Origin of the sequence: Paenibacillus xylanexedens (assembly GCF_007680605.1) — a bacterium.
Taxonomy (GTDB): Bacteria; Bacillota; Bacilli; order Paenibacillales; family Paenibacillaceae; genus Paenibacillus; species Paenibacillus xylanexedens_B.
In genome coordinates, this window is record NZ_VEIO01000001.1 from 831,815 (window position 1) to 858,269 (window position 26,455).

26 protein-coding genes are annotated in these 26,455 nt (G+C 45.9%); all 26 read left to right on the plus strand.

The features are described from left to right. Position 1 precedes the first annotated feature (1 nt). The gene (locus FS818_RS03795) at positions 2–622 is read left to right on the plus strand and encodes a chemotaxis protein CheC (RefSeq protein WP_145329787.1); all 621 of its coding nucleotides are present in this window, start codon (positions 2–4) and stop codon (positions 620–622) included. After that, positions 615–1,112 (plus strand): chemotaxis protein CheD, encoded by a 498-nt coding sequence (locus FS818_RS03800; protein ID WP_090923851.1) that lies wholly within the window; start codon positions 615–617, stop codon positions 1,110–1,112. The genes FS818_RS03795 and FS818_RS03800 overlap by 8 nt, the downstream gene beginning before the upstream one ends. 3 nt (positions 1,113–1,115) lie before the next feature. Beyond that, positions 1,116–1,556 (plus strand): hypothetical protein, encoded by a 441-nt coding sequence (locus FS818_RS03805; protein WP_145329789.1) that lies wholly within the window; start codon positions 1,116–1,118, stop codon positions 1,554–1,556. Positions 1,557–1,571: 15 nt separating this feature from the next. Next, positions 1,572–2,360, plus strand: a complete 789-nt coding sequence (locus tag FS818_RS03810) for a FliA/WhiG family RNA polymerase sigma factor (protein ID WP_090923849.1) — start codon at positions 1,572–1,574, stop codon at positions 2,358–2,360. A gap of 59 nt (positions 2,361–2,419) precedes the next feature. After that, entirely contained in the window at positions 2,420–3,829 is a 1,410-nt protein-coding gene (locus FS818_RS03815) for a DUF342 domain-containing protein (RefSeq protein WP_145329791.1), read from the plus strand. Between the two features lie 51 nt (positions 3,830–3,880). Then, complete coding sequence (locus FS818_RS03820; protein WP_145329792.1) at positions 3,881–4,195, plus strand: hypothetical protein; 315 nt, start codon at positions 3,881–3,883, stop codon at positions 4,193–4,195. A gap of 63 nt (positions 4,196–4,258) precedes the next feature. Further along, the gene (locus FS818_RS03825) at positions 4,259–4,840 is read left to right on the plus strand and encodes a DUF6115 domain-containing protein (protein WP_145329794.1); all 582 of its coding nucleotides are present in this window, start codon (positions 4,259–4,261) and stop codon (positions 4,838–4,840) included. Between the two features lie 2 nt (positions 4,841–4,842). Continuing rightward, entirely contained in the window at positions 4,843–5,433 is a 591-nt protein-coding gene (locus FS818_RS03830; RefSeq protein WP_145329796.1) for an endolytic transglycosylase MltG, read from the plus strand. Between the two features lie 243 nt (positions 5,434–5,676). Next, positions 5,677–6,375 carry a 30S ribosomal protein S2 gene (rpsB, locus tag FS818_RS03835; protein WP_024630243.1) on the plus strand — a complete coding sequence of 233 codons (699 nt, stop codon included), beginning with the start codon at positions 5,677–5,679 and terminating at the stop codon, positions 6,373–6,375. A gap of 123 nt (positions 6,376–6,498) precedes the next feature. Further along, positions 6,499–7,149 (plus strand): translation elongation factor Ts, encoded by a 651-nt coding sequence (gene tsf, locus FS818_RS03840; RefSeq protein ID WP_056700641.1) that lies wholly within the window; start codon positions 6,499–6,501, stop codon positions 7,147–7,149. A gap of 230 nt (positions 7,150–7,379) precedes the next feature. Then, positions 7,380–8,108, plus strand: a complete 729-nt coding sequence (gene pyrH, locus FS818_RS03845) for a UMP kinase (protein ID WP_090923844.1) — start codon at positions 7,380–7,382, stop codon at positions 8,106–8,108. Beyond that, on the plus strand, positions 8,108–8,662 hold the full coding sequence (gene frr / locus FS818_RS03850) for a ribosome recycling factor (RefSeq protein ID WP_090923843.1): 555 nt from the start codon (positions 8,108–8,110) through the stop codon (positions 8,660–8,662). Before pyrH ends, frr begins: the two co-directional genes overlap by 1 nt. A gap of 89 nt (positions 8,663–8,751) precedes the next feature. Continuing rightward, entirely contained in the window at positions 8,752–9,519 is a 768-nt protein-coding gene (locus tag FS818_RS03855; RefSeq protein WP_145329798.1) for an isoprenyl transferase, read from the plus strand. A gap of 16 nt (positions 9,520–9,535) precedes the next feature. Continuing rightward, on the plus strand, positions 9,536–10,330 hold the full coding sequence (locus tag FS818_RS03860) for a phosphatidate cytidylyltransferase (protein ID WP_145329800.1): 795 nt from the start codon (positions 9,536–9,538) through the stop codon (positions 10,328–10,330). A 72-nt stretch (positions 10,331–10,402) separates the two neighbouring features. After that, on the plus strand, positions 10,403–11,542 hold the full coding sequence (locus tag FS818_RS03865; RefSeq protein WP_145329802.1) for a 1-deoxy-D-xylulose-5-phosphate reductoisomerase: 1,140 nt from the start codon (positions 10,403–10,405) through the stop codon (positions 11,540–11,542). Positions 11,543–11,655: 113 nt separating this feature from the next. Continuing rightward, positions 11,656–12,927, plus strand: coding sequence for an RIP metalloprotease RseP (gene rseP, locus FS818_RS03870; RefSeq protein WP_145329804.1), 1,272 nt, complete (start codon positions 11,656–11,658; stop codon positions 12,925–12,927). A gap of 62 nt (positions 12,928–12,989) precedes the next feature. Continuing rightward, the gene (gene proS / locus FS818_RS03875; RefSeq protein WP_123064482.1) at positions 12,990–14,444 is read left to right on the plus strand and encodes a proline--tRNA ligase; all 1,455 of its coding nucleotides are present in this window, start codon (positions 12,990–12,992) and stop codon (positions 14,442–14,444) included. 148 nt (positions 14,445–14,592) lie between these two features. Next, entirely contained in the window at positions 14,593–18,915 is a 4,323-nt protein-coding gene (locus FS818_RS03880) for a PolC-type DNA polymerase III (RefSeq protein WP_145329806.1), read from the plus strand. 268 nt (positions 18,916–19,183) lie between these two features. Further along, on the plus strand, positions 19,184–19,645 hold the full coding sequence (gene rimP, locus FS818_RS03885) for a ribosome maturation factor RimP (RefSeq protein ID WP_145329808.1): 462 nt from the start codon (positions 19,184–19,186) through the stop codon (positions 19,643–19,645). A gap of 123 nt (positions 19,646–19,768) precedes the next feature. Beyond that, entirely contained in the window at positions 19,769–20,866 is a 1,098-nt protein-coding gene (nusA, locus tag FS818_RS03890) for a transcription termination factor NusA (RefSeq protein ID WP_090923835.1), read from the plus strand. Positions 20,867–20,893: 27 nt separating this feature from the next. Further along, positions 20,894–21,202, plus strand: coding sequence for an RNase P modulator RnpM (gene rnpM, locus FS818_RS03895; RefSeq protein ID WP_090923834.1), 309 nt, complete (start codon positions 20,894–20,896; stop codon positions 21,200–21,202). Further along, a complete protein-coding gene (locus tag FS818_RS03900; RefSeq protein WP_123064487.1) occupies positions 21,195–21,524 on the plus strand; it encodes a L7Ae/L30e/S12e/Gadd45 family ribosomal protein in 330 nt (109 codons plus the stop codon). Before rnpM ends, FS818_RS03900 begins: the two co-directional genes overlap by 8 nt. Continuing rightward, complete coding sequence (gene infB, locus FS818_RS03905; RefSeq protein ID WP_145329810.1) at positions 21,517–24,096, plus strand: translation initiation factor IF-2; 2,580 nt, start codon at positions 21,517–21,519, stop codon at positions 24,094–24,096. Before FS818_RS03900 ends, infB begins: the two co-directional genes overlap by 8 nt. Before the next feature lie 25 nt (positions 24,097–24,121). Further along, a complete protein-coding gene (gene rbfA, locus FS818_RS03910; protein ID WP_090923831.1) occupies positions 24,122–24,487 on the plus strand; it encodes a 30S ribosome-binding factor RbfA in 366 nt (121 codons plus the stop codon). Between the two features lie 19 nt (positions 24,488–24,506). Then, a complete protein-coding gene (locus tag FS818_RS03915; protein WP_145329812.1) occupies positions 24,507–25,484 on the plus strand; it encodes a DHH family phosphoesterase in 978 nt (325 codons plus the stop codon). Further along, positions 25,478–26,401 carry a tRNA pseudouridine(55) synthase TruB gene (truB, locus tag FS818_RS03920; protein WP_145329814.1) on the plus strand — a complete coding sequence of 308 codons (924 nt, stop codon included), beginning with the start codon at positions 25,478–25,480 and terminating at the stop codon, positions 26,399–26,401. Before FS818_RS03915 ends, truB begins: the two co-directional genes overlap by 7 nt. The last annotated feature ends 54 nt before the right edge of the window (positions 26,402–26,455 follow it).

A 26,455-nucleotide genomic window follows, 5' to 3' on the forward strand; every position in this document is an offset into this window, starting at 1 on the left:
GATGTTTAACCGATTTGAGGGTTTCCAAATGGATGTGCTCAAAGAGGTCGGTAATATTGGAGCAGGCAACGCCGCTACGGCGTTGTCTCAACTCCTTAACAGACCGATTGATATGGGCGTACCCACTGTTCAGATGCTCCCATTTGAGGAGATTGCTGAAAAAGTGGGTGGTGACGAGCGCATTGTAGTCACAATATTTCTTCGTGTAGAAGGTGAAGCGCCTGGTAATCTCTTCTTTATGATGACACCAGAGGCTGCTAAAATGTTATTGAACCGTCTCGCTGGTTTTGAGCTAAAAGAAGGCTTGGCATTCACTGATATGGAACAATCCGCTCTATCTGAGATTGGAAACATTCTGGCTGGATCTTACCTGTCTTCTCTTGCGGATTTCACAAAGTTATCAATGTACCCAACGGTTCCGGGACTTGCGATTGATATGGCGGGAGCAATCCTGAGTTATGGGCTATTGCAATTTGGAGAGATGGGCGATGCGGCATTGTTAATTGACACTTCTTTCTTTGAAGGTAGAGATCAAGTAGAAGGGCAATTTTTCCTGATTCCTGATCCGCCGTCATTTGCAAAGATTTTTGAATCGCTAGGGGTGCCACTGGACAATGATTGAGGACAAAAGCATCGTTAAAGTCGGTATGGCGGATCTGAATATCGCTCAACTTCCTGGCGTAATCCGTACAACTGGCTTAGGGTCGTGTGTGGGGCTAACGATGTATGACCCACAGTTGAAACTCGCTGGAATGGCACATGTCATGCTTCCGAGTTCAGAGATTGCCCGGGAGGGTAATTTGAACACGGCTAAATACGCGGATACAGCATTGCCAGAATTGCTTGAGAAGATGCTGAAAATGGGCGCGTCTCAATCGCGAATCGTATCTAAGATGGCCGGAGGTTCGCAGATGTTTGCTTTCTCGGGTGCAGGAGATACCATGCGAATTGGGCCACGAAATGCAGACTCCTGTCGAGAAATGTTGGAACAGCTCAAAATTCCGCTTTTGGGCGAAGATACAGGAGGAAATTACGGTCGAACTATCGAAATGAATTGTGAGACAGGACTTTTAACTATTCGCAGCGTACAAATGGGTGTAAAGGAATTATAATACATGATAGGAAACTACCGCATTAATCTTGGAGCAGGCATAGTCGGATTCGTTCTGACTTTTTTTGTAGCATTCAGCAGCAATGTGTTGATGACCAGTTTAATACGCGGATTAATTGGATTCGCAGCCTGGTATGTTCTTGCATATGGTCTGCGTTGGGGATTGGGGATATTGTTTAGCCCTCATGTAGAAAATGGATCTGTTTATGCTTCAGAGGGTACTCAAGATCTAAGAGGTTCACAGGTGGACATCAAACTCGAAGACGATGGACAAGAGCTGAATGACTTGCTCAAAAACGGACAGAGCGACTCCGCCGGGGCTAATCATCCACCATCTGAGACGAAAGCTCCAACGGGATTTGCTCCCTTGGATCCGCCTAAACTTGTCCGGACCAAGGACCCGGAGGAGTTGGCGCAGGCCGTTCGTCACCTGACAGACAAATAAGGAGGGTGAAAGCAATTGAACGAGCGTAAAGCTTCACATTTGAACCATTCAGATCTATGGGAAAAGTGGAAAGAATACGGAGATCTTGAAGCAAAGAAATTGTTGATCGAAAAATATCTTCATATTGTTAACTATGTGTCAGGCCGTCTGGCCGTTGGTTTACCCAAAAATGTTCCGAAAGATGACTTGGAGAGCAACGGCGTTATGGGTCTAATTGATGCACTGGAAAAATTCGATTATGAACGAGGCTTGCAATTCGAGACGTACGCTTCATGGAGGGTTCGCGGAGCCATACTCGACGGATTGCGTCAAGGAGACTGGGTTCCCAGATCTGTACGTGAGAAAGCAAAGCGGATTGAAGATGCCTACCAGCAATTGGAGCAGACCTACTTGCGTTCTGTCAGTGATGAAGAAATGAGTCAGTATCTGGACGTGTCAACAAAGGATTTTCAACATATGCTTCAGGAGGTGGCAGTTATGTCGCTCTGCTCGCTGGAAGATCCGATCCGGGAAGAAGAGTCAGAGACACGTCTGTCTTTAATGGTAGATGAAAAAGCCAAAAATCCGGATTATAAAGTCAATGAGTTTTATTTAAAAGAAGCGCTGGTTCAAGGGCTTGAGAAGCTGACAGTGAAAGAACGAACGGTGGTCTCCCTTTTATATTACGAAGACCTGTCTTTAAGTGAAATTGCAGAGGTTATGTCTCTTTCGCCGTCTCGTATCTCCCAGTTACATTCCAAAGCCATATTGCGGCTTCGCGGCACACTGGATAAACAAAAAGATCTACTGATGCGTAAAGACTAGAGAGCAGAAGTTAAGATATGTATAGGGAGTGGACAGGCTAATAAGGAGGAAGATCTGCGTTGACACAACGGACTGCTATGGATAAATCACTAAATGTTGTTTTATCCGATGATAAATGTATCGCTTATCTTGAATATTACAACGAAGAAGAAGGCTTTTCCTGTACCACGGAAGAGCTTGAACAATTTGTGGAGAGCAAGGGCATTAAACATGGTCTATTGCGAGAAGCATTACTAGTATTTGTGAATAACCCGTCTGCCTACCTGAAAGATAAATGCAAGATAGCCGAAGGCGTTTCTCCTGTACAAGGGATTGATGGATATATTCAAGTCTTGATTGGTAAAGAAGATGACAGCGAGCAGCGGCCACTGGAAGCAGAAGACGGAAAAGTGGATTACAAAGAGCTAATACGGTTAGACAATGTGCGCAGTGGTCAGATCATTGCAAAGCGTATCGATCCTGTAGATGGCATACCAGGTAAAGCAGTGACTGGTGAAGAAATCCCTTTTCGTTCCGGAAAGGAAGCCCGATTCAAAATCGGAAAAAACGTTGTTGTCAGTCCTGACGGTTCTGCGATGTATGCTGCAATTGACGGCTTGGTGAGTAGGACAGATGGAAACAAACTTAACGTATTTCCAGTGTACGAAGTCAATGGTGATGTCGATTATAAACATGGAAATATTGATTTTGTAGGTAATGTCGTGATCCGAGGCAATATACTTACTGGCTTTAAAGTAAAAGCGGCAGGTGACATTCGTGTCGTCGGTGGTGTCGAAGGAGCAGAACTGGAGGCAGGTGGCTCTATCGAAATTACCGGTGGGATCATCGGTTACAACAAAGGTTTAATTCATGCCGGACATCATGTGAAATGCACGTTCATTCAAGAAGGCAATGTTGATGCAGGTGAAGATGTACTTGTATCCCAAAGTATTATGCACTCCAATGTCCGTGCGGGTCATGCTGTAATCTGTGCAGGAACAAAAGGACTTATCGTTGGCGGCTCAACACAGGCCGGAGAGCATGTATCTGCGCGTGTTGTAGGTAACACGATGTCTACAGTCACCTCGATTGAGGTTGGCGTGCTACCAAGACTCCGAAACGAAATGAATGAATTGCGTAAAGAAATGAGAGAACAGATGGACTCCTTGGATAAAACCAAGAAAGCATTGACTCTTCTTGATCAGCTGGCTGCAGCAGGACAACTAACGCCAGACAAGATGGCGATGAGAATCAAATTAAACTCAACTCAAAAATCGGCTCTTCATCAGAGTGAAGAAATGAAAATGCGTATCTTGGAAATTGAAAAGGTACTTGAAGATACAAGCAGAGCTCGTGTTGATATTTTGAAGATGATCTATGGGGGCTCTAAAATAGTTATCGGCAGATATACGAAATTTATTAAAGATCCCGTTAGCCGAATGTCATTTTATTATCAGGACGGAGATATTACCATGGTGCCGTACGTTTAAAACTGGCAACAGCCTTTTGAGGAAATCCATTCGAAACCGTGAGGTGAGCGTATGAGTTTCAAAGCAGTGGAGTTGCAGATTGCGGTGCCGCGAACGAGTGAAGCGGGACGATATCAAAGTGAAGCCCAGCAGAGACCGGTTACTGACCAGAATCTGCTCGCCGAACAGACGAATAAAGAAGCCAATGAGGCACGGCAACGCAGTGAAGCCATGGCTGAGACATCGCATACTTCGGTACGAGATGGTCATGCGGATGAGCGAGACCAGCATAGTGGGACTGATGGACGGGAGACGATGGACGAGCAGGAGCACTTGAAACCTGCTGAACATCCCTACAAAGGTAAACATATTGATCTGTCTATGTAAAAGACTACAAACATGCTGTAAGCTTGCGCCCGAGGGTGGTCGTAATAAAAGGAGAGAAGCAATTTGTCACCATGGATCATTATTGTCATATTAGGAGCTTGCGCAATTGCTTATGCATTCATTATGCCTCGTAAGGACAAAGTACAGCAACCATCGCATCAGTTGGTGCAGGAGATGGAGTCAACGCTTGAACATTATATGACAGAGATTGAACAAGATAACGATGCTCTTATTCAACGTGTGGCTGAACTTAAAGGGGAAGCCACCGCAGCAGATCATCGGATGCAGTCACAACTCAAGGAATTACAACAACGGCTTGACCAGCTGGAGCAACAAAAGGGTAAGACGAATGAACTCACCACTGCAGAGAACATAACGGTCCAGCGATCAGAGGGTTTACAAGCACGAAGCCTCATGGACAGTGTCAGGGCTGAAACGAATCAAGAAGTTGTATCAGCATCAGAGCTACAAGATAACCCGGCGCAAGAAGAAGAGCAGAAGCGTGAATCGATTAAAGATCGTTACACAGAGCTTTTTAGGTTGCATGATGAAGGAAAGTCTATGGATGCTATTTCTAGACAAACAGGCATACAGCTTGGTGAGGTGCAATTAATACTGCAGCTTGCAGAGCGGGAGGAGAGCTGACCATGGACAAGCGATCTTTGTGGATTGGTATAGGAAGTGGCATGATTACTGGAGCAATCTTGCTTCAGCTAGCTACGGTGGGGCAAAAGGCCCTATCTGACAGTAATTTGGAACCGGTACAACGTGACAATTGGACGAAAGAACAATTGGAAACAGCAGCAAAGAGTCTGGATATGAAACTGGTTGGTACCCAGGACGAGTTATATACAGAAGCTGAATGGGTGTCAAAGAAAAAGCAGGAAAGCAGCCAGATGCAAGGGAAGTCGGCTGAAAAACCAGAGCAAACTACCTCTGCTGCACAACCGACGGAACCAAAGCAGCCACAGACAGATCAACCCAAGACGAATACACCTGTGACGCCAACTAAACCTAATGGACCTGCTGTAACATTTAAGGTTCGTTCTGGAAATAGTTTGGTTATGGTTGCCGAAAATCTGAAAGAAGCCGGTATTGTGGACGATGCACAAGCCTTTATCAAGGCAGGGAAGTCTCAAGGTATTAATAAAAAAATTCAAGTGGGCACGTACTCTCTTGAAAAGGGTGAGAGTTTTAAGTCGATTATCGCCAAAATTACCAAAGAACCGTCAAGCTGAGCGCACATGCTCGGACTGGACGGTTCTTTTTGATGATAGGTGGATTATTTTTGATATAATAAAGCTATAAAATTTAGATTCAGATATTGTTGCAACATACTGACACTTATGATATATTAGATAACGGTGTTAAAACACACGCTGTGCTAATTTTGTTGAGGGTGCTTTCCTGATGGAGAGTCTTAGCGAAAAATGATGCTGGCGGAGGACACAATAAAAAACCATATTAGGAGGTGTGTGAAGATGGCAGTAATCTCCATGAAGCAGCTTCTCGAAGCTGGGGTACACTTCGGTCACCAGACTCGTCGTTGGAACCCAAAAATGGATCGTTATATCTTCACTGAAAGAAACGGAATTTACATCATCGATTTGCAAAAAACGGTGAAAAAAGTCGAAGAGGCTTACAACTTCGTTAAAGGAATCGCAGGCGAGAATGGTACTATTCTTTTCGTAGGTACTAAGAAACAAGCTCAAGATTCCGTTAAAGAAGAAGCTGAACGCGCTGGTCAATTCTACATTAACCAACGTTGGCTCGGCGGTACCCTGACTAACTTCTCTACTATTCAAAAACGTATTGATCGTTTGAAACAGTTGGAAGCTTGGGAAGAAGACGGTACTTTCGCTGTTCTGCCTAAAAAAGAAGTTATCTTGCTTCGCAAAGAAAAAGATCGTCTCGAGAAATTCTTGGGCGGTATTAAAAATATGAAAGGCCTGCCTAGCGCCCTGTTCATCATCGATCCACGCAAAGAGCGTATCGCTGTTGCTGAAGCTCGCAAATTGGGTATCCCAATCGTTGGTATCGTTGATACTAACTGCGATCCAGACGAGATCGATTATGTTATCCCAGGTAATGACGACGCGATCCGCGCTGTTAAATTGCTGACAGGTAAAATGGCTGATGCCGTTATCGAAGCTAACCAAGGCGAAGAAACTTCCGCTTAATAGTTTTCGAACATAACATTCATGAATTAAATGAAAAGGGTGGTTGGTAGGTGGATAACCTCTCACTGCCCTTTTTTTAGAGTGTACGTGTACGTACAATACTTAATCTGGAGGGAATTTATAATGGCAGTTAATGCGAGTGCAGTAAAAGAACTTCGCGAAAGAACGGGCGCTGGAATGCTCGATTGTAAAAAAGCACTGGAAGAAGCAAACGGTGATGTAACGAAAGCGGCTGAATTGTTGCGCGAAAAAGGTCTTTCTGCAGCAGCGAGCAAAGCGGGTCGTGCAGCTACTGAAGGCGCTGTAGAATCTTACATCCACGCTGGCGGACGTATCGGTGTCTTGGTTGAAGTTAACTGCGAAACTGACTTCGTTGGTAAAACAGATCAATTTAAGGATTTCGTTAGAGACGTAGCTATGCAAATCGCTGCAGCTAATCCTAAATATGTTACACGCGAAGAAGTTCCTACGGATGAGTTGGAAAAAGAAAAAGAAATCTTGAAAGCTCAAGCGCTTAACGAAGGTAAACCAGAAAAAATCATTGAAAAAATGGTTGAAGGCCGTATCGGTAAATACTACGAAGAATATTGCCTGATGGAACAAACTTTTGTTAAAGATCCAGACAAAACAATTTCCCAATTGCTGAATGAAAAAATCAGCCAAATTGGTGAAAACATCTCTATCCGTCGTTTCGTTCGTTACGAACTGGGTGAAGGTTTGGAGAAAAAAGTGGATAACTTCGTAGAAGAAGTTATGTCCCAAGTTAACAAATAAGACGTTATCAAGCCGACAAAGCAGGATTGATTTTCGAAGATATAAGAATGATGAAACTTCGAAGCGTAAACTCCCTTATATCTCAGGAAAACAATGCTGAACGGTAATTTGTTATTCCTAAAAGAGCGGAACACTTCTGTGTTCCTTTCTTTTTAAGCAGGAGTCCATGCGCGAGAAGTTTTGTTGGTTGAACACCGGAAGGTGTTCAATTCAAAGTGGAGGGTGAACAATTGGAACAGCCAGTATTTAAACGTGTTGTCTTAAAGGTGAGCGGGGAGTCTCTTTCCGGTCAAAACGGCTATGGCATTGATGCAGTAACGATCTCATCCATTGCCCAGCAGGTAAAAGATGTGGTTGCGCTTGGCGTACAGGTTGCGATTGTATGCGGCGGAGGGAACATCTGGCGTGGTATTGCTGGCAGTGAGAACGGGATTGATCGTGCAACTGCGGACTATATGGGTATGCTCGCGACGGTGATGAACTCTCTGGCGCTGCAAGACGCACTTGAACAGATTGAAGTGCCAACTCGTGTGCAGACATCAATTGCTATGCAACAGATTGCTGAGCCGTACATTCGTCGTAAAGCCATTCGTCATCTGGAGAAAGGCCGTGTCGTTATTTTTGCAGCAGGTACAGGTAATCCGTTCTTCTCCACGGATACAACAGCAGCACTGCGCGCAGCGGAGATTGAAGCAGAAGTGATCTTGATGGCCAAAAATAAAGTGGATGGTGTCTATTCGGCAGATCCATTCAAAGACAGCACAGCTGAAAAGTTTGAGCAGTTGACATACCTGGATGTACTTAACAAAAACCTTGGTGTAATGGATTCAACGGCGTCCTCGCTTTGCATGGATAACAATATTCCGTTGATTGTATTCAACATTACTGAACAAGGTAACATCAAACGTGTTGTTCTGGGCGAGCGTATCGGAACAATCGTTAAAGGGAGTGTAGATTAATGCCACAAGCAGTTAAACAACATGCTGAAGAGCGCATGGAAAAAGCGATTCAGGCATTGCGCCGTGACTTGGCTACGTTGCGTGCAGGCCGTGCAACACCTGCTCTTCTGGATCGTGTGCAAGTTGAGTATTATGGTGCAATGACACCTTTGAACCAATTGGCAAATATCAGTACACCGGATTCCCGGACACTGATGATTCAGCCTTGGGACAAATCAGCGATGAGTGATATCGAACGTGCGATTATGAAATCAGACCTTGGTCTGACCCCGGCTAACGACGGTAGCATGATTCGTCTGGCTATTCCGCCGCTGACGGAAGAGCGTAGAGCTGAGCTTGTCAAACTAACCAAAAAGTTTGGCGAAGAAGGTAAAGTTGCGATTCGTAACATTCGCCGTGATGCGAATGATGATATTAAGAAAATGGAAAAGTCCGAGATTTCCGAAGATGAATCCCGGAGACATCAGGACGACATCCAAAAGTCGACTGATAAATTTATCGCTGAAGTCGATAAGGTACTTGCTGCCAAAGAAAAAGAAATCATGGAAGTGTAAGACAAGCGCAGCCCCTCCAATATGGTGGGGTTTTGTCTCTTTTTCCAAGCTTCAGATGAAGAAACTTCAGGGATTTTGGAGGAACAGGAATGATCAAACGGGTTCGGTCGTGGTGGAATGGGGCTGACAAGCAGGAAACGCTGACTATATCCGAGGATAATATCCCGCAGCACGTCGCCATCATCATGGACGGCAATGGACGATGGGCCAAACGTCTGGGTCTCCCGCGTATAGCTGGACACCAGAACGGCATGAAGGCAGTCAAACGTGCAACCATCGCGGCGGATGAACTGGGCATCAAATATCTGACGATGTACGCTTTTTCGACAGAAAACTGGACGCGTCCAAAAGAAGAAGTGGATTTTCTGATGAGACTTCCGCAAGAGTTTTTGGCTATTGAGTTAGATGAACTGATCGAAAAAAATGTACGTATCCGTATGATGGGACATGAGGAACATCTGCCTTCACATACGGTTAATGCTTTGCGGGAAGCCATTCGTCTTACGGAACATAACACTGGTCTGGTGTTGAACTTTGCGATGAACTATGGAAGCCGCCGGGAGATGACGGAATGTGTGAGAGACATTGCTCTGCAGGTAAAGTCAGGGGAACTGGATGCAGAAGATATCACACCTGAACTTATTGACAAACATATGCTGACCGCAGATATGCCGGATCCGGATCTGTTGATTCGAACGAGTGGCGAACTGCGACTGAGCAATTTTATGTTATGGCAACTTGCATATAGCGAATTATGGTTTACGGATATATACTGGCCCGAATTTGGCAAACAGCATCTGCTTGAAGCAGTAGCCGAATATCAGCGCAGAACAAGGCGTTACGGCGGTTTGAAATAGATGGAGGATGAAGCCGTTGAAACAGCGATTAACGACTGGAATTATTGCAGGTGTGTTGTTTTTGGGTTTTTGTATGCTTGGCGGGCCTTGGTATCACGGTTTGGTCTTGCTTATGGCACTCATCGGTTATTATGAATTTGTGAAAATGACCGGAGTGAAGCCATTTTCAGGTGTAGCCCTAATCGGATATGCTGGAATTGTTTCTATGGTATTTCCATGGGAAATGGTATGGGATGTAAGACCGTTATCCTTGTTTCAAATTTCGTGGATCATCATGCTAATTTTGATGACCGCTTCGGTTGTCACGAAGAACAGATTACCAGTCAATACAATCGCTATGCTTTTCATCGGTGTGTTGTATATTGGAACAGGATTTTATTACATCGCAGAGTCTAGACATTTACATCATGGTTTATTCTGGACATTCCTTCTGTTAGGTTCAATCTGGGCAAGTGATGCCGGAGCATATTTTGTAGGTAAGTGGATTGGGAAAAACAAACTTTGGCCTTCGATCAGTCCAAACAAAACCGTGGAAGGTGCACTCGGCGGCATTGTTATTGCGATTGCCACCGCGGTGGTGTTTGCCTTGGTATCAGACGGCTTACTCTCCTGGCAGAGAGCCATTTTAATCGGGATTGCTTGTGCAGTAGTTGGTCAGATGGGTGACTTGATCCAGTCAGCCTACAAACGCGTTTACAACATTAAGGATTCAGGCAATCTTCTTCCTGGGCATGGTGGCATTCTGGATCGGTGCGACAGTTGGATTGTGGTGTTTCCATTTGTACATATACTGATGCTACTGCCTTATTAGAAGAAGACAGCTTAAAAATGATTAAGGTGGCTCGCCCACAAGCATTGGATTCGGTAGAGGTGAGGTGCAGTAATGAAAAAAATAGCGATTCTTGGTTCGACAGGGTCGATTGGGACACAGACATTGGATGTTGTTGATATGCATCCAGAACACTTTCAAGTGGAAGCACTAGCTGCCGGGGGCAATATAGATTTGCTGATCGAACAGGCTAGACGTTATCAGCCTAAAAAGATTTCGGTAGGATCAAAAGAGTTGGCTGATAAGATCGCTCCACATGTGCCAGCAGGCACGAAAGTGTATTACGGTTCAGAGGGTCTCATCGAGGTTGCTGCAGGAACAGATGCAGACACGGTTGTTACTGCTGTTGTAGGAAGTGTTGGGCTGGAGTCTACGCTTGCAGCGATCGAGTCCGGGAAACAGATTGGACTTGCCAACAAGGAGACTCTGGTTACAGCGGGACACATCGTTATGGATAGAGCAGTAGCCAAAGGAGTTTCTATTTTACCTGTTGACAGTGAACACTCGGCAATTTTCCAGTGTTTAAATGGAGAGAATCGATCCAGTGTGGCTGGAATTACATTGACTGCATCAGGTGGTTCGTTTCGACATCTTACACGTGAGCAACTAGAACATGTGACTGTAGAGGATGCACTCAAGCATCCAAACTGGTCCATGGGATCGAAAATCACGATTGATTCTGCAACGATGGTTAACAAAGGCCTTGAAGTCATTGAGGCACATTGGTTGTTTGGTCTTGACTATGAGCAGATCGATGTACTACTTCATCCAGAGAGCATCATCCATTCTTATGTGGAATTCGAAGACACTAGTATCATTGCCCAGCTGGGTACTCCGGATATGCGTGTCCCCATTCAATATGCTTTGACCTATCCTGACCGCATGCCTTCTCCGGCAAAACGGTTGTCTCTTGCCCAAGTTGGACAACTTCATTTTAGGGAGATGGATATGGATCGTTTCCCGTGTTTAAGAATGGCATATGAATGTGGTAAAATGGGAGGGACTGCAACGACGGCTTTTAATGCAGCCAATGAGGTTGCTGTAGCACGTTTCTTGCGGAAAGAGATTTCATTCCTTAAAATAGAAGATATCATTGCTTCAGTGCTAGAAGCGCACCAAAATGTGGACAAACCTAATCTGGAGCAAATTGCTACCTGTGATCAGGATAGCCGCAAGCTTGCGTCCGTGCTGTAAACTCTTTTTTTGAGACAAACGGAACGAAGCGATTCTCTTGTGCAGCATTAGAGAATAATGATAGTCTAGAGGGACAGACTGCGGTACGTGCCGTGAAGGAGGATGGATAGGGATTGGAAACCATACAAGTGGTATTTCTAACGGTGCTCATGTTCTTTGTCATCGTAACGGTGCATGAATGGGGGCATTATTATTTTGCCAAGCGCGCCGGCATTCTTGTACGGGAATTTGCGATCGGTTTTGGTCCCAAATTATTCTCATATAAAAGAAATGAGACGCAGTTCACGCTGCGCTTGCTGCCTTTTGGCGGATATGCACGGATGGCAGGAGAAGACCCGGAACTGATTGAGATTCAAGAAGGACAGACCATAGCGGTACGGACTGTGGACGATCAGGTCAAAATGATCTATCTCGACCAATTGGATAACCGTAAAAATGTGATTCGCGGAGAAGTGATCTCTATTGATATGGAGAACACGCTTAAGTTACAACTGGATGTGGATGGCGAAGTGCAGCATTATCAAATACATCCACAAGCGATGTTGGTTAGCCGAGGCAAGCAGACACAAATAGCGCCTAAAGATCGACAGTTTGGTAGTAAAACGGTTGCTCAACGCGCTATGGCGATTTTTGCAGGTCCACTCATGAACTTTATACTTGCTTTTGTTCTGTTCGCTGTGTATGCACAGATGGCAGGCGTTCCGGTAGAGAATCCAAAAAATCTGCAGATCGGTGAAGTGTTTAAAGGCGGAGCGGCAGATCAAGCGAATCTGCAAAAGGGCGATATCATTGAAACCATTAACGGTACAGTTATCGGTACGGATTCTAAGAAGATGGTATCCATGATTGCTGAATCCAAAGACAAGCCGATGGAATGGACTCTGCGCCGGGGGAACGAGACATTTAATGTCACGATTACACCTCGTGCGGTAGAAGGTCAGGAAGGCGGAAAGGTAGGTATTGCGCCTGTCTTGCCTACTCGTTCTGTTGGATTCGTGGAAATGTTCAAGTTCTCGGGAGTAGCTATGGTGGATACGACCAGGGTTATTTTTGAAGGGTTCAGACATTTAATTAATCAGTTTAGCATGGATGATATTGGTGGACCTGTGCGTACGTTTGAGGTAACTGGCCAGATTGCCAAGCAAGGTATCGAGCAATTAACAAGATGGGCGGCGATTCTAAGCCTTTATTTGGGAATCTTCAATTTGCTTCCGATTCCTGCGCTTGATGGCAGCCGTCTCGTTTTCCTCGGAATCGAAGCGTTGCGTGGACGTCCGGTTGACCCTAATCGGGAAGGTATGGTGCATTTTGTCGGGTTCGCGATGCTCTTTGTACTAATGCTGGCTGTAACATATAATGATATACTACGTTTAATTAACGGATAATTACGGTTTGACTATGTGCTGAGTATTCAGTACTAGTCGTTATGGGAGGACGCTGGAGTCTTATGTCAAAGGAAAACGATAAACAGTTCGTGACAGAAATTACACCGCAGGGTGAGGATTTCTCTCGCTGGTACATTGATGTTATTAAAAAAGCAGATCTGATGGACTACTCACCAGTTCGTGGTTGCATTGTATTTAAACCGGACGGCTTCGAAATTTGGGAGCACATTAAGGATGAGATGGATCGCCGTTTCCGCGAAACGGGCCATCGCAACGCGTACTTCCCAATGTTCATTCCCGAAAGCTTTTTCCAAAAGGAAAAAGAGCACGTGGAAGGGTTTAACCCTGAGTTGCCTTGGGTAACTGAAGCAGGCGGAGAAAAGCTCGAAGAACGTTTGGCGATCCGCCCAACTTCCGAGACGATTATTGGACATATGTACTCCAAATGGATTCAGTCCTATCGTGATCTGCCAGTATTGATTAACCAATGGGCTAACGTTGTTCGCTGGGAAAAAAGAACGTTGCCGTTCCTTCGCACGAGTGAGTTCTTGTGGCAAGAGGGCCATACAGCTCACGAAACAGAAGAAGAAGCTCGCGAGGAAACGATGAAAATGCTTGAAATCTATCGTGAAGTAGTCGAAGAATACCTTGCCATTCCCGTTATTACAGGACAGAAGACCAAATCCGAGAAGTTCGCCGGGGCAGTGGATACGTTCTCGATTGAAGCCATGATGAAGGATGGACGTGCCGTACAGGCAGGTACTTCTCACTACATGGGGACTAACTTTGCAAAAGCCTTTGAAATTCAATATTTGAGCCGTAATAACGTTCTGGAACTTGCGCATACCACTTCGTGGGGAACAAGTACACGTTTGATCGGAGCTTTGATTATGGTCCACGGAGATGACCGTGGTCTTGTACTGCCGCCAAAAGTTGCACCAACGCAAGTGGTGATGATTCCGATTGGACCGCCAAAAACACGTGATGCCGTTGTAGGTCGTGCGGATGAATTGTTTGCTGAACTGAAAAAAGCAGGTATTCGTGTGAAAATGGATGATCGCAGTGATGTTCGTCCAGGCTGGAAGTTCAACGAGTATGAGATGCGTGGTGTACCGATCCGTTTGGAGATTGGCCCTCGTGATATGGAGAACGGCGTATGTGTGCTTGTCTCCCGTATTACTGGAGAGAAGAAAGTGGTTGAACAAGCAAACCTCGTTGAAGAGATTCAAACGATGCTGACACAAGTTCAGGCAGACATGCTTGATCGTGCTCGTACATTTATGTCAGACAACTTCTACTCCGTAGACACACTGGATGAGATGAAAGAACTGATGGAAAACAAACGCGGATTTACACTGGCTGGCTGGTGTGGATCAGAAGCATGTGAAGATAAAGTAAGAGAAGTCACGGGTGCAACCAGCCGGAACATTCCGTTCCAGCCAGCGGAAGAAAAACATACATGTCTGGCTTGTGGTGAAAAAGCGCAACACACGGTTGTGTTTGCAAGAGCATACTAGTTAACGGTTTGATGAAGAGAGCTTATTCACCGGTTTAGCAATGAATGAAGAGCTTCTGTCGGATAAAATGGATCGGTGCGGGTTCGGATCGGGGACATTTTTGAATACAGAAGCTTTTCATGTTTTAAGGGGGCACAGGAGGAACACGATGAGTGGATTTGAGGAGAAGAGAAAACGGTTTGAGTTGTTGATGAAACAGGCAGAACTTCCGGCAGGTTTGACTGACCCTTATTTCCTGGATGGGTGGATTGAACAGGTCGAGACCAATCGTACGAATCGCGAATGGCATATCCAGATTGGTAAGGACACACTGGTGCCTGCGCCGATCTATCGAACGTTCAGTCTGCATATTCAGGAGAAGTTGAATCATATTGCCAAAATTACATTTGCTTTTAAATATACAGACAAGGTGCTGCCTAACGATATCGTAAATGAGTATTGGAACCTGTTTCTGGAATGGGTTACTCGTGAAATTCCGTCTGTAAATGGCTGGATGAATCGTGCGACAGTGGAATGTGAAGCCGATCTGTTGCAACTGACGATGAGTGATTCCACATCTATGGAGCTCGCTCGCAAAAAGCAGATTGACCAAGCCATTACCCGATTCTACGAAAAGTATTTTCACTTGCCACTGCGTATTAAAATGCAGGTGGGCGAAGCGGGAAGCAACAAAGAGGCAATGGAGCAATTCCAGGCTCAGAAGAAAGTAGAAGAACGACAGGTTATCGAAAAAATGATGAGTGAAGTCATCGATACCGAACTGCCGGAAGAAGAAGATCAAGGTGATGTGCGGTTGCAGATGGGGTATGAGATCAAAGAGCCGGCTGTTCCGATGCAGGAAGTTCAGGATGAGGAAAAGAAAATTACTCTCCAGGGAACGATCTTTGGGCTGGACCGCAAGGAACTGCGGAATGGAAATACGCTATTCACCTTCTATCTGACAGACTTTACGGATTCAATGCAAATGAAGATGTTTGCCAAAACCAAAGAAGATGTCAAAATTCTCAGCTTGCTGGCGAACGGAAAATGGGTAAAAGTTCGCGGACGTGTAGAGTACGACCGGTTTATGCAAATTCCTGAGCTTGCTATGATTCCTTCCGATTTGACTGAAATCAAAGCACCGCCATCTCGTAAGGATACAGCGGAGGAGAAACGTGTAGAATTCCACTTACACTCCACGATGAGTACGATGGATGCCGTAACGTCCATTGATAAATATGTAAAAACAGCTGCTGATTGGGGACACAAGGCGATTGCCGTCACTGACCATGGTGGTGTTCAGGTCTATCCGGAAGCAGCCAAGGCAGCGAAGAAAAACGGAATTAAAATGATCTATGGCCTGGAAGCCAATGTGGTGAATGACTCTGTAGCGGTTGTCCTGAATCCACAATCAATGGATCTGAAAACGGCCACGTATATCGTATTTGATATCGAGACCACGGGACTGTCGGTAACACAGAACAAAATTATTGAGATTGCCGCTGTCAAAGTCCAAGAGGGGAAAGAGGTGGATCGTTTTGCTACCTTTGTCAATCCGCATGAACGAATCCCATACAACATTCAGCAATTAACCAACATTACAGATGAAATGGTAAAGGATGCACCAGAGCTTGAACCGGTTATTCGTGATTTCGTTGCCTTTGCTGGTGATGGTGTACTGGTCGCGCACAATGCACGGTTTGATATGGGCTTTATTCAGGCATCCCTCAAAAATCTGAACATGCCTGAGTTGCCAAACCCGGTGCTTGATACCTTAGAACTGGCGCGTCTTTTATATCCAAAAATGAAAAATCACCGCCTGAATACACTCGCTGATAAATATAAAGTTGCGCTGGAAAGCCATCACCGGGCGATCGATGATACGATTGCTTTGGCAGGGGTTCTGAATGGACTCATCAATGATGCAGCCCAACTAAAAGGTCTGACGATGCTGGATCGTTTGAATGATTTCGTTGGGGTAGATTTGTCGAATACACGTCCTTTCCACTGCGGAATTTACGCGTTGAATGATGTAGGCAAGAAAAATCTCTATAAACTGGTTTCCCTCTCACATACCGAGTACTTCAAACGTGTTGCATGTATACCTAAGTCCAAGCTTGTAAGCTTACGCGAAGGATTGGTCGTCATATCCGGTTGTGAAAAAGGTGAGTTCTTCGAGGCTGTCCTGAACAAATCAGTGGAAGAAGCCGAGGAAATTGCCGAGTTTTACGACATTCTGGAGATTCAGCCACTGACCATGTACATGCATCTGGTGGACAAAGGACTCGTTGCCACACCCGAAGAGTTGAAACTTGCGGTTCGTAAAGTTGTAGATATCGGCGCAAAATTAAATAAACCGGTCATTGCTACAGGAAACGTTCATTATTTGGAGCCGAGAGATAAAATTTACCGGGATATTACGATTCATGGAATTACCGGATTCAGCCCACTTAAAGATCAGCGCAAACCGGATGCTCACTTTAGAACAACAGCCGAAATGCTGGAGGAATTCCAGTTCCTTGGACAGGATAAGGCATATGAAGTCGTGGTTACCAATACCATTGAGTTATCCGATCGTTTTGAGGAAATCAAGCTATTTCCAGACAAGCTTTTTACTCCGATTCTGGAGGGGGCGGATGAGGAAATCCGTAATACCTGTTACAACACGGCGAAGTCGATCTATGGTGAAGACCTGCCGGAAGTTATTATTGCTCGTTTGGAAAAAGAATTGCAGCCAATCATCAAATATGGATTTTCTGCCAACTATCTGATCTCGGAACGTCTGGTGAAAAAATCGAATCAGGATGGTTATCTTGTAGGTTCGCGGGGATCGGTGGGGTCATCCGTCGTAGCAACGTTTCTGGGCATCTCGGAGGTTAATCCGCTTCCTGCACATTATATCTGTGTGAACCCTGAATGTAAGCATAGCGAATGGTTCCTGGACGGTAGCGTACCGAGTGGATTTGACTTGCCAGAGAAACCGTGTCCTGATTGCGGGGGAAAACTCAAAGGGGAAGGACAGGATATTCCGTTTGAAACCTTCCTTGGGTTTAAAGGGGATAAAGTTCCCGATATCGACTTGAACTTCTCGGGGGATTACCAGCCCCATGCCCATAATTACACGAAAGTACTGTTTAGTGAGAAGAGTGTATTCCGTGCGGGTACGATCGGAACGGTGGCCGAGAAAACGGCGTTTGGTTTTGCGAAGAAATATGAAGAAGAACATCATAAGAAGTGGCGCGGCGCCGAGCTGAATCGTCTGGCATCTGGCTGTACTGGTGTAAAACGAAGCACGGGACAGCACCCCGGCGGTATCGTTGTTGTACCGGATTATATTGAAGTGGAAGATGTTACACCTGTTCAGTATCCAGCAGATGATGTTACAGCAGAGTGGAAAACAACCCACTTTGACTATCACGCGTTTGAAGAAAACTTGCTGAAGCTTGATATTCTGGGACACGATGATCCGACGATGATGCGTATGCTGCAGGATCTTACGGGCGTTGATCCAACAACGATTCCGATGAATGATCCCAAAGTAATGAGCATGTTCAACTCCACGGATGCCCTTGGCGTAACCCCGGAGCAGATTCGATCCCCTGTTGCCACATTCGGTGTGCCAGAGATGGGGACGAAATTCGTACGTCAGATGCTTGTCGAATCGCAGCCGTCATCTTTTGCCGATTTGTTGCAGATCTCGGGACTTTCTCATGGTACGGGCGTATGGCTTGGTAATGCGCAGGATTTGATCAAGAACGGCACATGTAACATCAAAACGGTAATTGGTTGTCGGGATGATATCATGTTGTTCCTGATCTATAAGGCGGGAATGGATGCGAGTCTGGCCTTTAAGATTACAGAGAGTGTTCGTAAAGGACGTGGACTGCCGCAGGAATGGATTGACGAGATGAAAAACTGCAAGGTACCCCAATGGTACATTGACTCCTGTCTCAAAATCCAGTACATGTTCCCGAAAGCCCACGCGGCTGCTTACGTTATTTCAGCTGTGCGTACAGCGTTTTTCAAGCTGTATCATCCGATCGAATATTATGCAACATACTTTACCGTGCGTGCAGACGAGTTGGACATTGAGCTGGTGTGTCAGGGTTATGATGCCATCTATCGCAAAATCGTAGAGATTGAACAACTCGGGTTCCAGGCGCCGCCAAAAGAGAAAAACATGCTTCCTGTTCTCGAAATGGCACTGGAAATGACCGCGCGTGGTTTCTCGCTTAAACCGATTGATCTGTACCGCTCGGAAGCGACGAAATTCATCGTGGACGAGAAGTCTTTGATTCCTCCATTCTCTGCACTGGCAGGTATTGGGGATAATGCGGCTCGTAACATTGCTGCGGCCCGCGAGCATGGTGAGTTTCTGTCGATTGAGGATTTTCAGCAGAAGTCCAAAGCAACCAAAACGATTGTGGAGTTGCTGACCAACATGGGATGTTTCCGTGGTTTGCCTGAAAGCAATCAGCTATCCTTGTTCTAATGGACAGGCAATTAGCAGGATAACTCCATTCGTTATGTCCTGAAGCCATACGCTTCGATTTTTCCTTCATTAGTGTAGTAGCTATGCAAAGGTGGGTTACTTGTCACTATTACCAGACTATGTTATAATTTTTGAAGTGAACGAGATAGTACGAATTTCTGAAGAGTGGGGAAACCCACTCTTTAGTCTTTGGTATACAAGAATCTTGGGTATTTAATTATCTGCCAACGATTATAGTTGGTGTGACCTAAGTTGGAGGTTATCGGTTTTGAGCACAACGAATATTAAATCTACCGTGGAAGAAATGATCCAACCCTACTTGAACGAACAAGGCTTCGAGCTGGTTGACATCGAATACGTCAAAGAAGGCAGCAACTGGTTTTTACGGGTGTATGTCGACAAAGAGGGTGGAATCGACATCGACGATTGTGTCTTGATCAGCGAAAAGCTGAGCGCCAAGCTGGATGAAAACGATCCGATCCCATCTGTCTATTTCCTTGAAGTGTCTTCTCCCGGTGCGGAGCGTCCACTGAAAAAAGCGGGGGATGTTGCCAAAGCCGTAGGCAAAAACGTATTTGTTACAACCTACGAGCCGGTGAATAAATTAAAGGAATTCGAAGGCAAGCTGCTTTCCTTTGACAACGGGGAGCTTGTGATTGAAACAGGCAAGAAGCAGCATACCATTTCTTATGAAAAGGTTGCCAGTGCGCGCTTGGCCATTTTGTTTTAAAGTGCCTTGTTCACTTGATTAATGAAAAAGACACATCTCACGATAACGGCAAGGTGCTCACAAGTTTCGAGCCTTCGCCGTTTTACGTATGGGATGCCATGTTTGAAAGGGGGATCAACATTCATGAGTATGGATTTTATTGAAGCAATGAATGAATTGGAACGGGAAAAAGGGATCAGCAAGGATGTGCTGTTTGAAGCGATCGAGGCTGCACTTATCTCCAGTTACAAGCGTAATTTTAACACGGCGCAGAACGTACGTGTTGACATGAACCGTAATACGGGGGTTATTCGCGTATATGCCCGCAAACTGATCGTGGAAGAAGTCCTGGATTCACGGACTGAGATTTCATTGCCTGCTGCACGGGAAATCAATCCACACTTCCAGCTGGAAGATATTGCGGAGATTGAAGTTACACCGCGCGACTTTGGACGTATCGCCGCACAAACGGCTAAACAGGTTGTAACTCAGCGGATTCGTGAAGCCGAACGTGGCCTGATCTACAATGCTTTCGTGGATAAGGAAGAAGATATCGTTACGGGAGTAGTGCAGCGTCAGGATTTGCGCAATATCTACATCGACCTGGGCAAAATCGAAGCGGCACTGCCACTCACCGAGTTAATGCCGAACGAGAAGTTTGTTCACGGTGACCGCATCAAGGCTTACATCACTAAAGTAGAGAATACGACTAAAGGGCCACAAATCATCTTGTCCCGTACTCATCCGGGCCTCTTAAAACGCCTTTTCGAACTGGAAGTACCCGAGATTTTTGACGGTGTAGTTGAGATTCGTTCGGTTGCCCGCGAAGCAGGATTCCGTTCCAAAATTGCAGTTCATTCTCGCAATGAGGAAGTTGATCCGGTTGGATCTTGTGTAGGTCCAAAAGGGATGCGCGTGCAGACCATTGTGGGTGAGCTGCGCGGTGAGAAAATCGACATCGTTCGTTATTCCGAACAAGTGGACGAATATGTGGCGAATGCACTGAGTCCTTCTAAAGTTTTGGAAGTTCACGTGTTCGAGGAGGAAAAGATGGCTCGGGTGATCGTTCCTGACTATCAACTGTCCCTTGCCATCGGCATCAAAGGTCAAAATGCTAGATTGGCAGCCAAATTAACGGGCTGGAAGATCGACATTAAGAGCGAGAGCCAGGCGGAGCAGGAATTCGGCAGAGAAAAAGATTCTTCTTCGGAAATGCATCAGGATTCCGTCTCCGTCGACTAAAGGAAAGCACGGAGGGGGCGCTGACGTATGAAACCTAAAAAAGTGCCGCTACGCAAATGTGTGGCATGTCAAGAAATGATGCCCAAAAAACAACTGATTCGCATCGTTAAAACGCCTGAGGACGAAGTGCTAATTGATCTGACCGGTAAAAAGTCCGGACGAGGCGCATATCTGTGTGGCAAAGAGTCTTGTTTCAAGCTTGCACTTAAAAATCGTGCGCTTGATCGTGCGCTGAAGAGTAAAGTTTCACCAGAAATCTATGAACAGCTCGCTGCTGATTTCGTTGCAGTTGAGGATGAATTCATTGCTGCACAGGAGCGTGAAGAGGATGAGTGATACGAAAGTGTTGTCTTACCTCGGTCTATCCATGCGCGCTGGTAAACTGCTCACAGGTGATGAGATTGTGCACAAGGCGATCCGTTCGGGTGAAGCCAAGATGGTTATAGTTGCAGGCGACGCCTCGGCGAATACACAAAAGAAATTTCGCGACAAATGTGCTACTTACAAGGTTCCGCTTCTTATCGGATTGGATCGTGACCGTATTGGGTCAAGCATCGGTAAAGACACGCGGGTGGTTCTTGCAGTAACAGACCTTGGGTTTGCAAAAATGATCTCCAAGCAAGTCGGTATAATGTCGGAGGTGGAGTATATTGAGTAAACAGGAAAACAAGGAAAAATTGCGAGTTTATGAATATGCGAAGTCCCTTAACATGAGCAGTAAAGAAATTATAACCATTCTTAAAAAGCTGGATATTCCCGTTAACAATCATATGAGTGTGATGGAGAATGGTTCAGTCGGTAAAGTGGAACAATTTTTTAAAGATATAAAATCCACTGCCGCTTCGAAACAAGGTGGCGAAGCCAAGTCTGTTGCGACTTCGGCTGTACGCAGTGACAAACCAGTGGACAGCAACAAGCCGGGCGGCGGAGTGAACACGCCGAATAGCAATACAACAGCCGGTAGTCCCGTACAAACAAAAATACAACAGGAAAAGCAGGTAGGTATGAACAATAGACCAAATTCCAACAATAACAATGGCGCTCAAAGACCAAGCGGCCAAGACAGCCGTAACAGAACAAATTCTTCTTCCCAAGGCTCAAGCCAGGGAGGACAAACAGGAAATCGTCCAAGACCAGCTTCGAGCGGTCAAGGAAACACGGGTTCCCGCCCGCAAGGGTCCGGTCAACGTCCGAACAATAGCGGCGGTCCAGGCAGATCGGCAGGACCGAACACCGGCAGTAACTCTGGCAACAATGCTAACCGTACTGGTGGCCAAGGTCAGGGACAAGGTGGCCAGCGTAGAGGCGGTCAAGGCAATTCCGGTAATAACAGCGGCAACCGTTCCAATAGTGGTGGCGGTGGCGGACGTCGTTTCGACGATAACCGTGGTGGCGGTAACTTCCGTAATAACCGTGGTGGCAAAAACAACCGTAACAGAAATCAGCAACAGTATGTGCAACGTGAGAAAATCGATAACACACCGAAGAAAATCATCGTTCGTGGCGACATGACTGTGGGTGAAACGGCGAAACTTCTTCACAAGGATGCTTCTGAAGTTATTAAAAAGCTGATTGGTATGGGTGTTATGGCAACCATTAACCAAGAGCTTGATATCGATACCATTCTCCTGCTTGCAGGTGAATTCGGTGTTGAAGTTGAAGTGAAGATTGTGCTTGAAGACGACCGTTTCGAAACCGTTGAAGAGAATGATGATCCAGCAGATCTTCAATCCCGTCCTCCGGTTGTAACGATCATGGGTCACGTTGACCATGGTAAAACAACATTGCTGGATGCCATTCGTTCTACGAATGTAACTGGCGGCGAAGCTGGCGGAATCACGCAACATATCGGTGCCTATCAAGTTGAGATCAACCACAAAAAAATCACGTTCCTGGATACTCCGGGTCACGAAGCATTTACAGCTATGCGTGCGCGTGGAGCACAAGTTACGGATATGACGATTATTGTAGTTGCAGCCGATGACGGTGTTATGCCACAAACGGTTGAAGCGATTAACCATGCCAAAGCGGCAGGTTTGCCAATCATCGTAGCGGTTAACAAAATCGATAAGCCCGGCGCTGATCCGGACAAAGTGAAGCAGGAACTGACAAACTATGAACTCGTTCCGGAAGAGTGGGGCGGAGATACGATCTTTGTAAACGTATCTGCGAAACAAAGAATGGGTCTGGAAGGTTTGCTTGAAATGATTCTGCTCGTTGCAGAAGTAAATGAATACAAAGCAAATCCGGATAAACGTGCCCGGGGTACGGTCATTGAAGCTGAGCTCGATAAAGGGCGTGGACCAGTTGCGCGTATCCTTGTACAACACGGTACACTGAAAGTCGGAGATGCGTTCGTAGCGGGTAACTGTTTCGGTCGTGTACGTGCAATGGTCAATGATAAAGGCCGTCGTCTGAAAGAAGCCGGACCATCTACACCGGTAGAAATTACAGGCTTGACTGAAGTACCAGGGGCAGGAGATCCGTTCATGGTGTTTGAAGATGAGCGTAAAGCTCGTTCCATCGCTGACAAACGTGCGATTACGCAACGTGAGTCCGATCTGGGCACGAACACACGTGTTACTCTGGATGATCTGTTCCAGCACATCAAAGATGGCGAGATCAAAGATTTGAACGTGATCATTAAAGGTGACGTGCAAGGTTCGGTTGAAGCATTGAAAGGTTCCCTTGCAAAGATCGAGGTTGAGGGTGTACGCGTGAAGATCATTCACAGCGGTGCTGGTGCGATCACGGAATCCGACATCATTTTGGCTGCGGCTTCCAATGCCATCGTGATCGGTTTCAATGTTCGTCCTGAAAACCAAGCCAAAATTACTGCGGATCAAGAGCAAGTAGACATTCGTCTGCACCGCGTCATCTACAGTGTTATCGAAGAGATTGAACAAGCAATGAAAGGTATGCTTGATCCGATCTACAAAGAAAAAGTGATTGGCCATGCTGAAGTACGTAATACCTTCTCCATCAGTAAAGTGGGTACCATTGCGGGTTGTATGGTTACCTCTGGCAAAATCACTCGTTCTGCGGAAGCTCGCCTGATTCGTGATGGTATCGTCCTTTACGAAGGTAAGCTGGATTCCCTGAAACGCTTTAAAGATGATGCCAAAGAAGTGGCTCAAGGTTACGAGTGTGGTATCACATTGGATAAATACAACGATCTCAAGGAAGGCGATGTAATCGAAGCCTTCATCATGGAGACCGTACAACGATAAGCAAGGAAGTTTGAGGTGAACAACAATGGCTAAGATTCGTACAGGTAGAGTGGGCGAGCAGATCAAGAAAGAACTGAGTCTGCTCATCCAGTCAGAACTGAAAGATCCACGCATCGGTTTTATTACCGTGACAGGAGTTGAAGTAACTGGCGACTTGTCGCAAGCCAAAGTTTATCTGAGTGTCTTCGGTGAACAGGAGCAAAAGGATAACTCGCTTAAAGCACTTGCGAAAGCAAACGGCTTTTTGCGCACGGAGTTGGGCAAACGTATCCGTTTTCGTCATGTTCCCGAGTTGATATTCAAGATCGACGAATCAATTGCATATGGTAGCCGAATTGAAAAGCTACTTGGCGATATTGGTTCTGACAACGACAAAAACGAATCCCAGTAACAGAATAGAGGAGACGGCAATGCACACTTATGAACAGGCGCTTCAGGCAGGAAAACAATTCTTGCTGGAGCATGACGATTACCTGGTCGTGTCGCATGTACAGCCGGACGGTGACGCAGTCAGCTCGACGGTAACGATGGGCTGGCTGCTGTCATGTCTGGGAAAAACATTCACAATGATTAATGAGGGTGAAATTCCATCACGCATGCGTTTTCTGTATCATGCGGATGCCATTGTGAACATGACCGAACAACCCCCGGAGCGTAAGTATAAAGCGATCATTTGTGTTGATTGCGCTGACTTTGCTAGAGTGGGGCTTACCCGTCAATATTTTGAAGAAGACGCCATTATTTTGAATATCGATCATCATCCTACGAATAACGGATATGGTTCAGTGAATATTATAAAATCCGATGCAGCAGCAACAGCCGAAATTTTGTTTGAATTGCTACAACTCTTCGACATTACATGGGATAAGGATATAGCTACGGCAGTATACACAGGTCTGCTAACAGATACGGGCGGATTCCGTTATGCGAATACAAGTCCCAATGTGATGAATGTTGCTTCCCGCTTACTGGAGCATGGTGTAGATGGACCTTATTTGGCGCAAACGCTGCTCGAAGAGGTGACTCTCCCGCAGATCCGCATCTTGAACAAGGCACTGTCATCTTTGCAAATGTCAGAAGACGGCAGAGTTGCCTGGGTTGTTATTACACCGGAAGATATGCAGGAGTGTGGAGCAGCCAACGAAGATCTGGAAGGGATCGTCAACTATACCCGTAACATTCGTGGAGTAGAAGTGGGTATCTTTTTCAAAGTGATCAACGATAATGCTGTTAAAGCTTCCTTGCGTTCTGCCGGTAAAATAGATGTTGCAGCACTGGCACAAACTTTTGGCGGCGGCGGACATGTTCTCGCAGCTGGATGCCGACTGGAAGGAAAGATCGAAGAAAGCGTGGAAAAAGTGTTGAAGCAGGTGAATACACAATGGTAAAACCGTTTGAAGGTATTCTCCCGGTATACAAACCAGCGGGATTTACTTCCCATGATGTTGTAGCCAAAATGCGTCGGATTTTGAAAATGAAGCGCATCGGTCATACGGGCACACTCGATCCCCAAGTAACCGGAGTTCTTCCGTTATGCCTTGGACGAGCGACGCGGGTGGTAGAGTATATGCAGGAACTTCCGAAGGAGTACCTTGCGACACTAAGGCTGGGCCTTGCTACAGACACCGAGGATCTGACGGGTGAAATTATTGAACGTTCGGAATCCCCTGTAGAAGTAACTCAGGATCAGGTGCAACAGGTATTTCAGAAGTTTTTGGGTACCATTTCGCAGGTTCCGCCGATGTATTCAGCAGTAAAGGTGGATGGAAAACGGCTATATGAGCTTGCCCGCAAGGGTAAGACCGTAGAACGCAAGAGTCGTGAAGTCACCATCTACGAGCTTGAGCTTATCGGAATCGAAACCCATGATGGAACAACGGATATTTCGTTCCGCGCCTTGTGCTCAAAAGGGACGTATATTCGCACATTATGTGTAGACATCGGTCGTGAACTTGGTTTCCCGTCCACCATGGTCAAGTTGGAACGCACGATATCTGCTGGTATCTCGGCAGATCATTGTCTTCGTATCGAAGATGTGGAACAACGTATGAACGAAGGGACTCTCTCTGAAGCATTGATTCCCGTAGATGAAGCGATCTCTTCCATTCCAGCCCATAAAGTTGGAGAAGAACAGACGAAGGGCGCTCTACAGGGCCAAAAGCTGTCAGCACGTTTACTGGAGCCGCCTGTGGAGAAGCCAGGGCTACTGCGTCTATATGCTCAAGATGGAACGTTTCTGGGTATTTTTGAGCGGGATGAATTGAAACCAACCGTGAGGGCTGTTAAAGTCTTTTTACCGGAATAAAGAGGCAATGGCTTGGCGTGATGACGAGGTTCAAGCTTGGCCTATCAAGTGAAA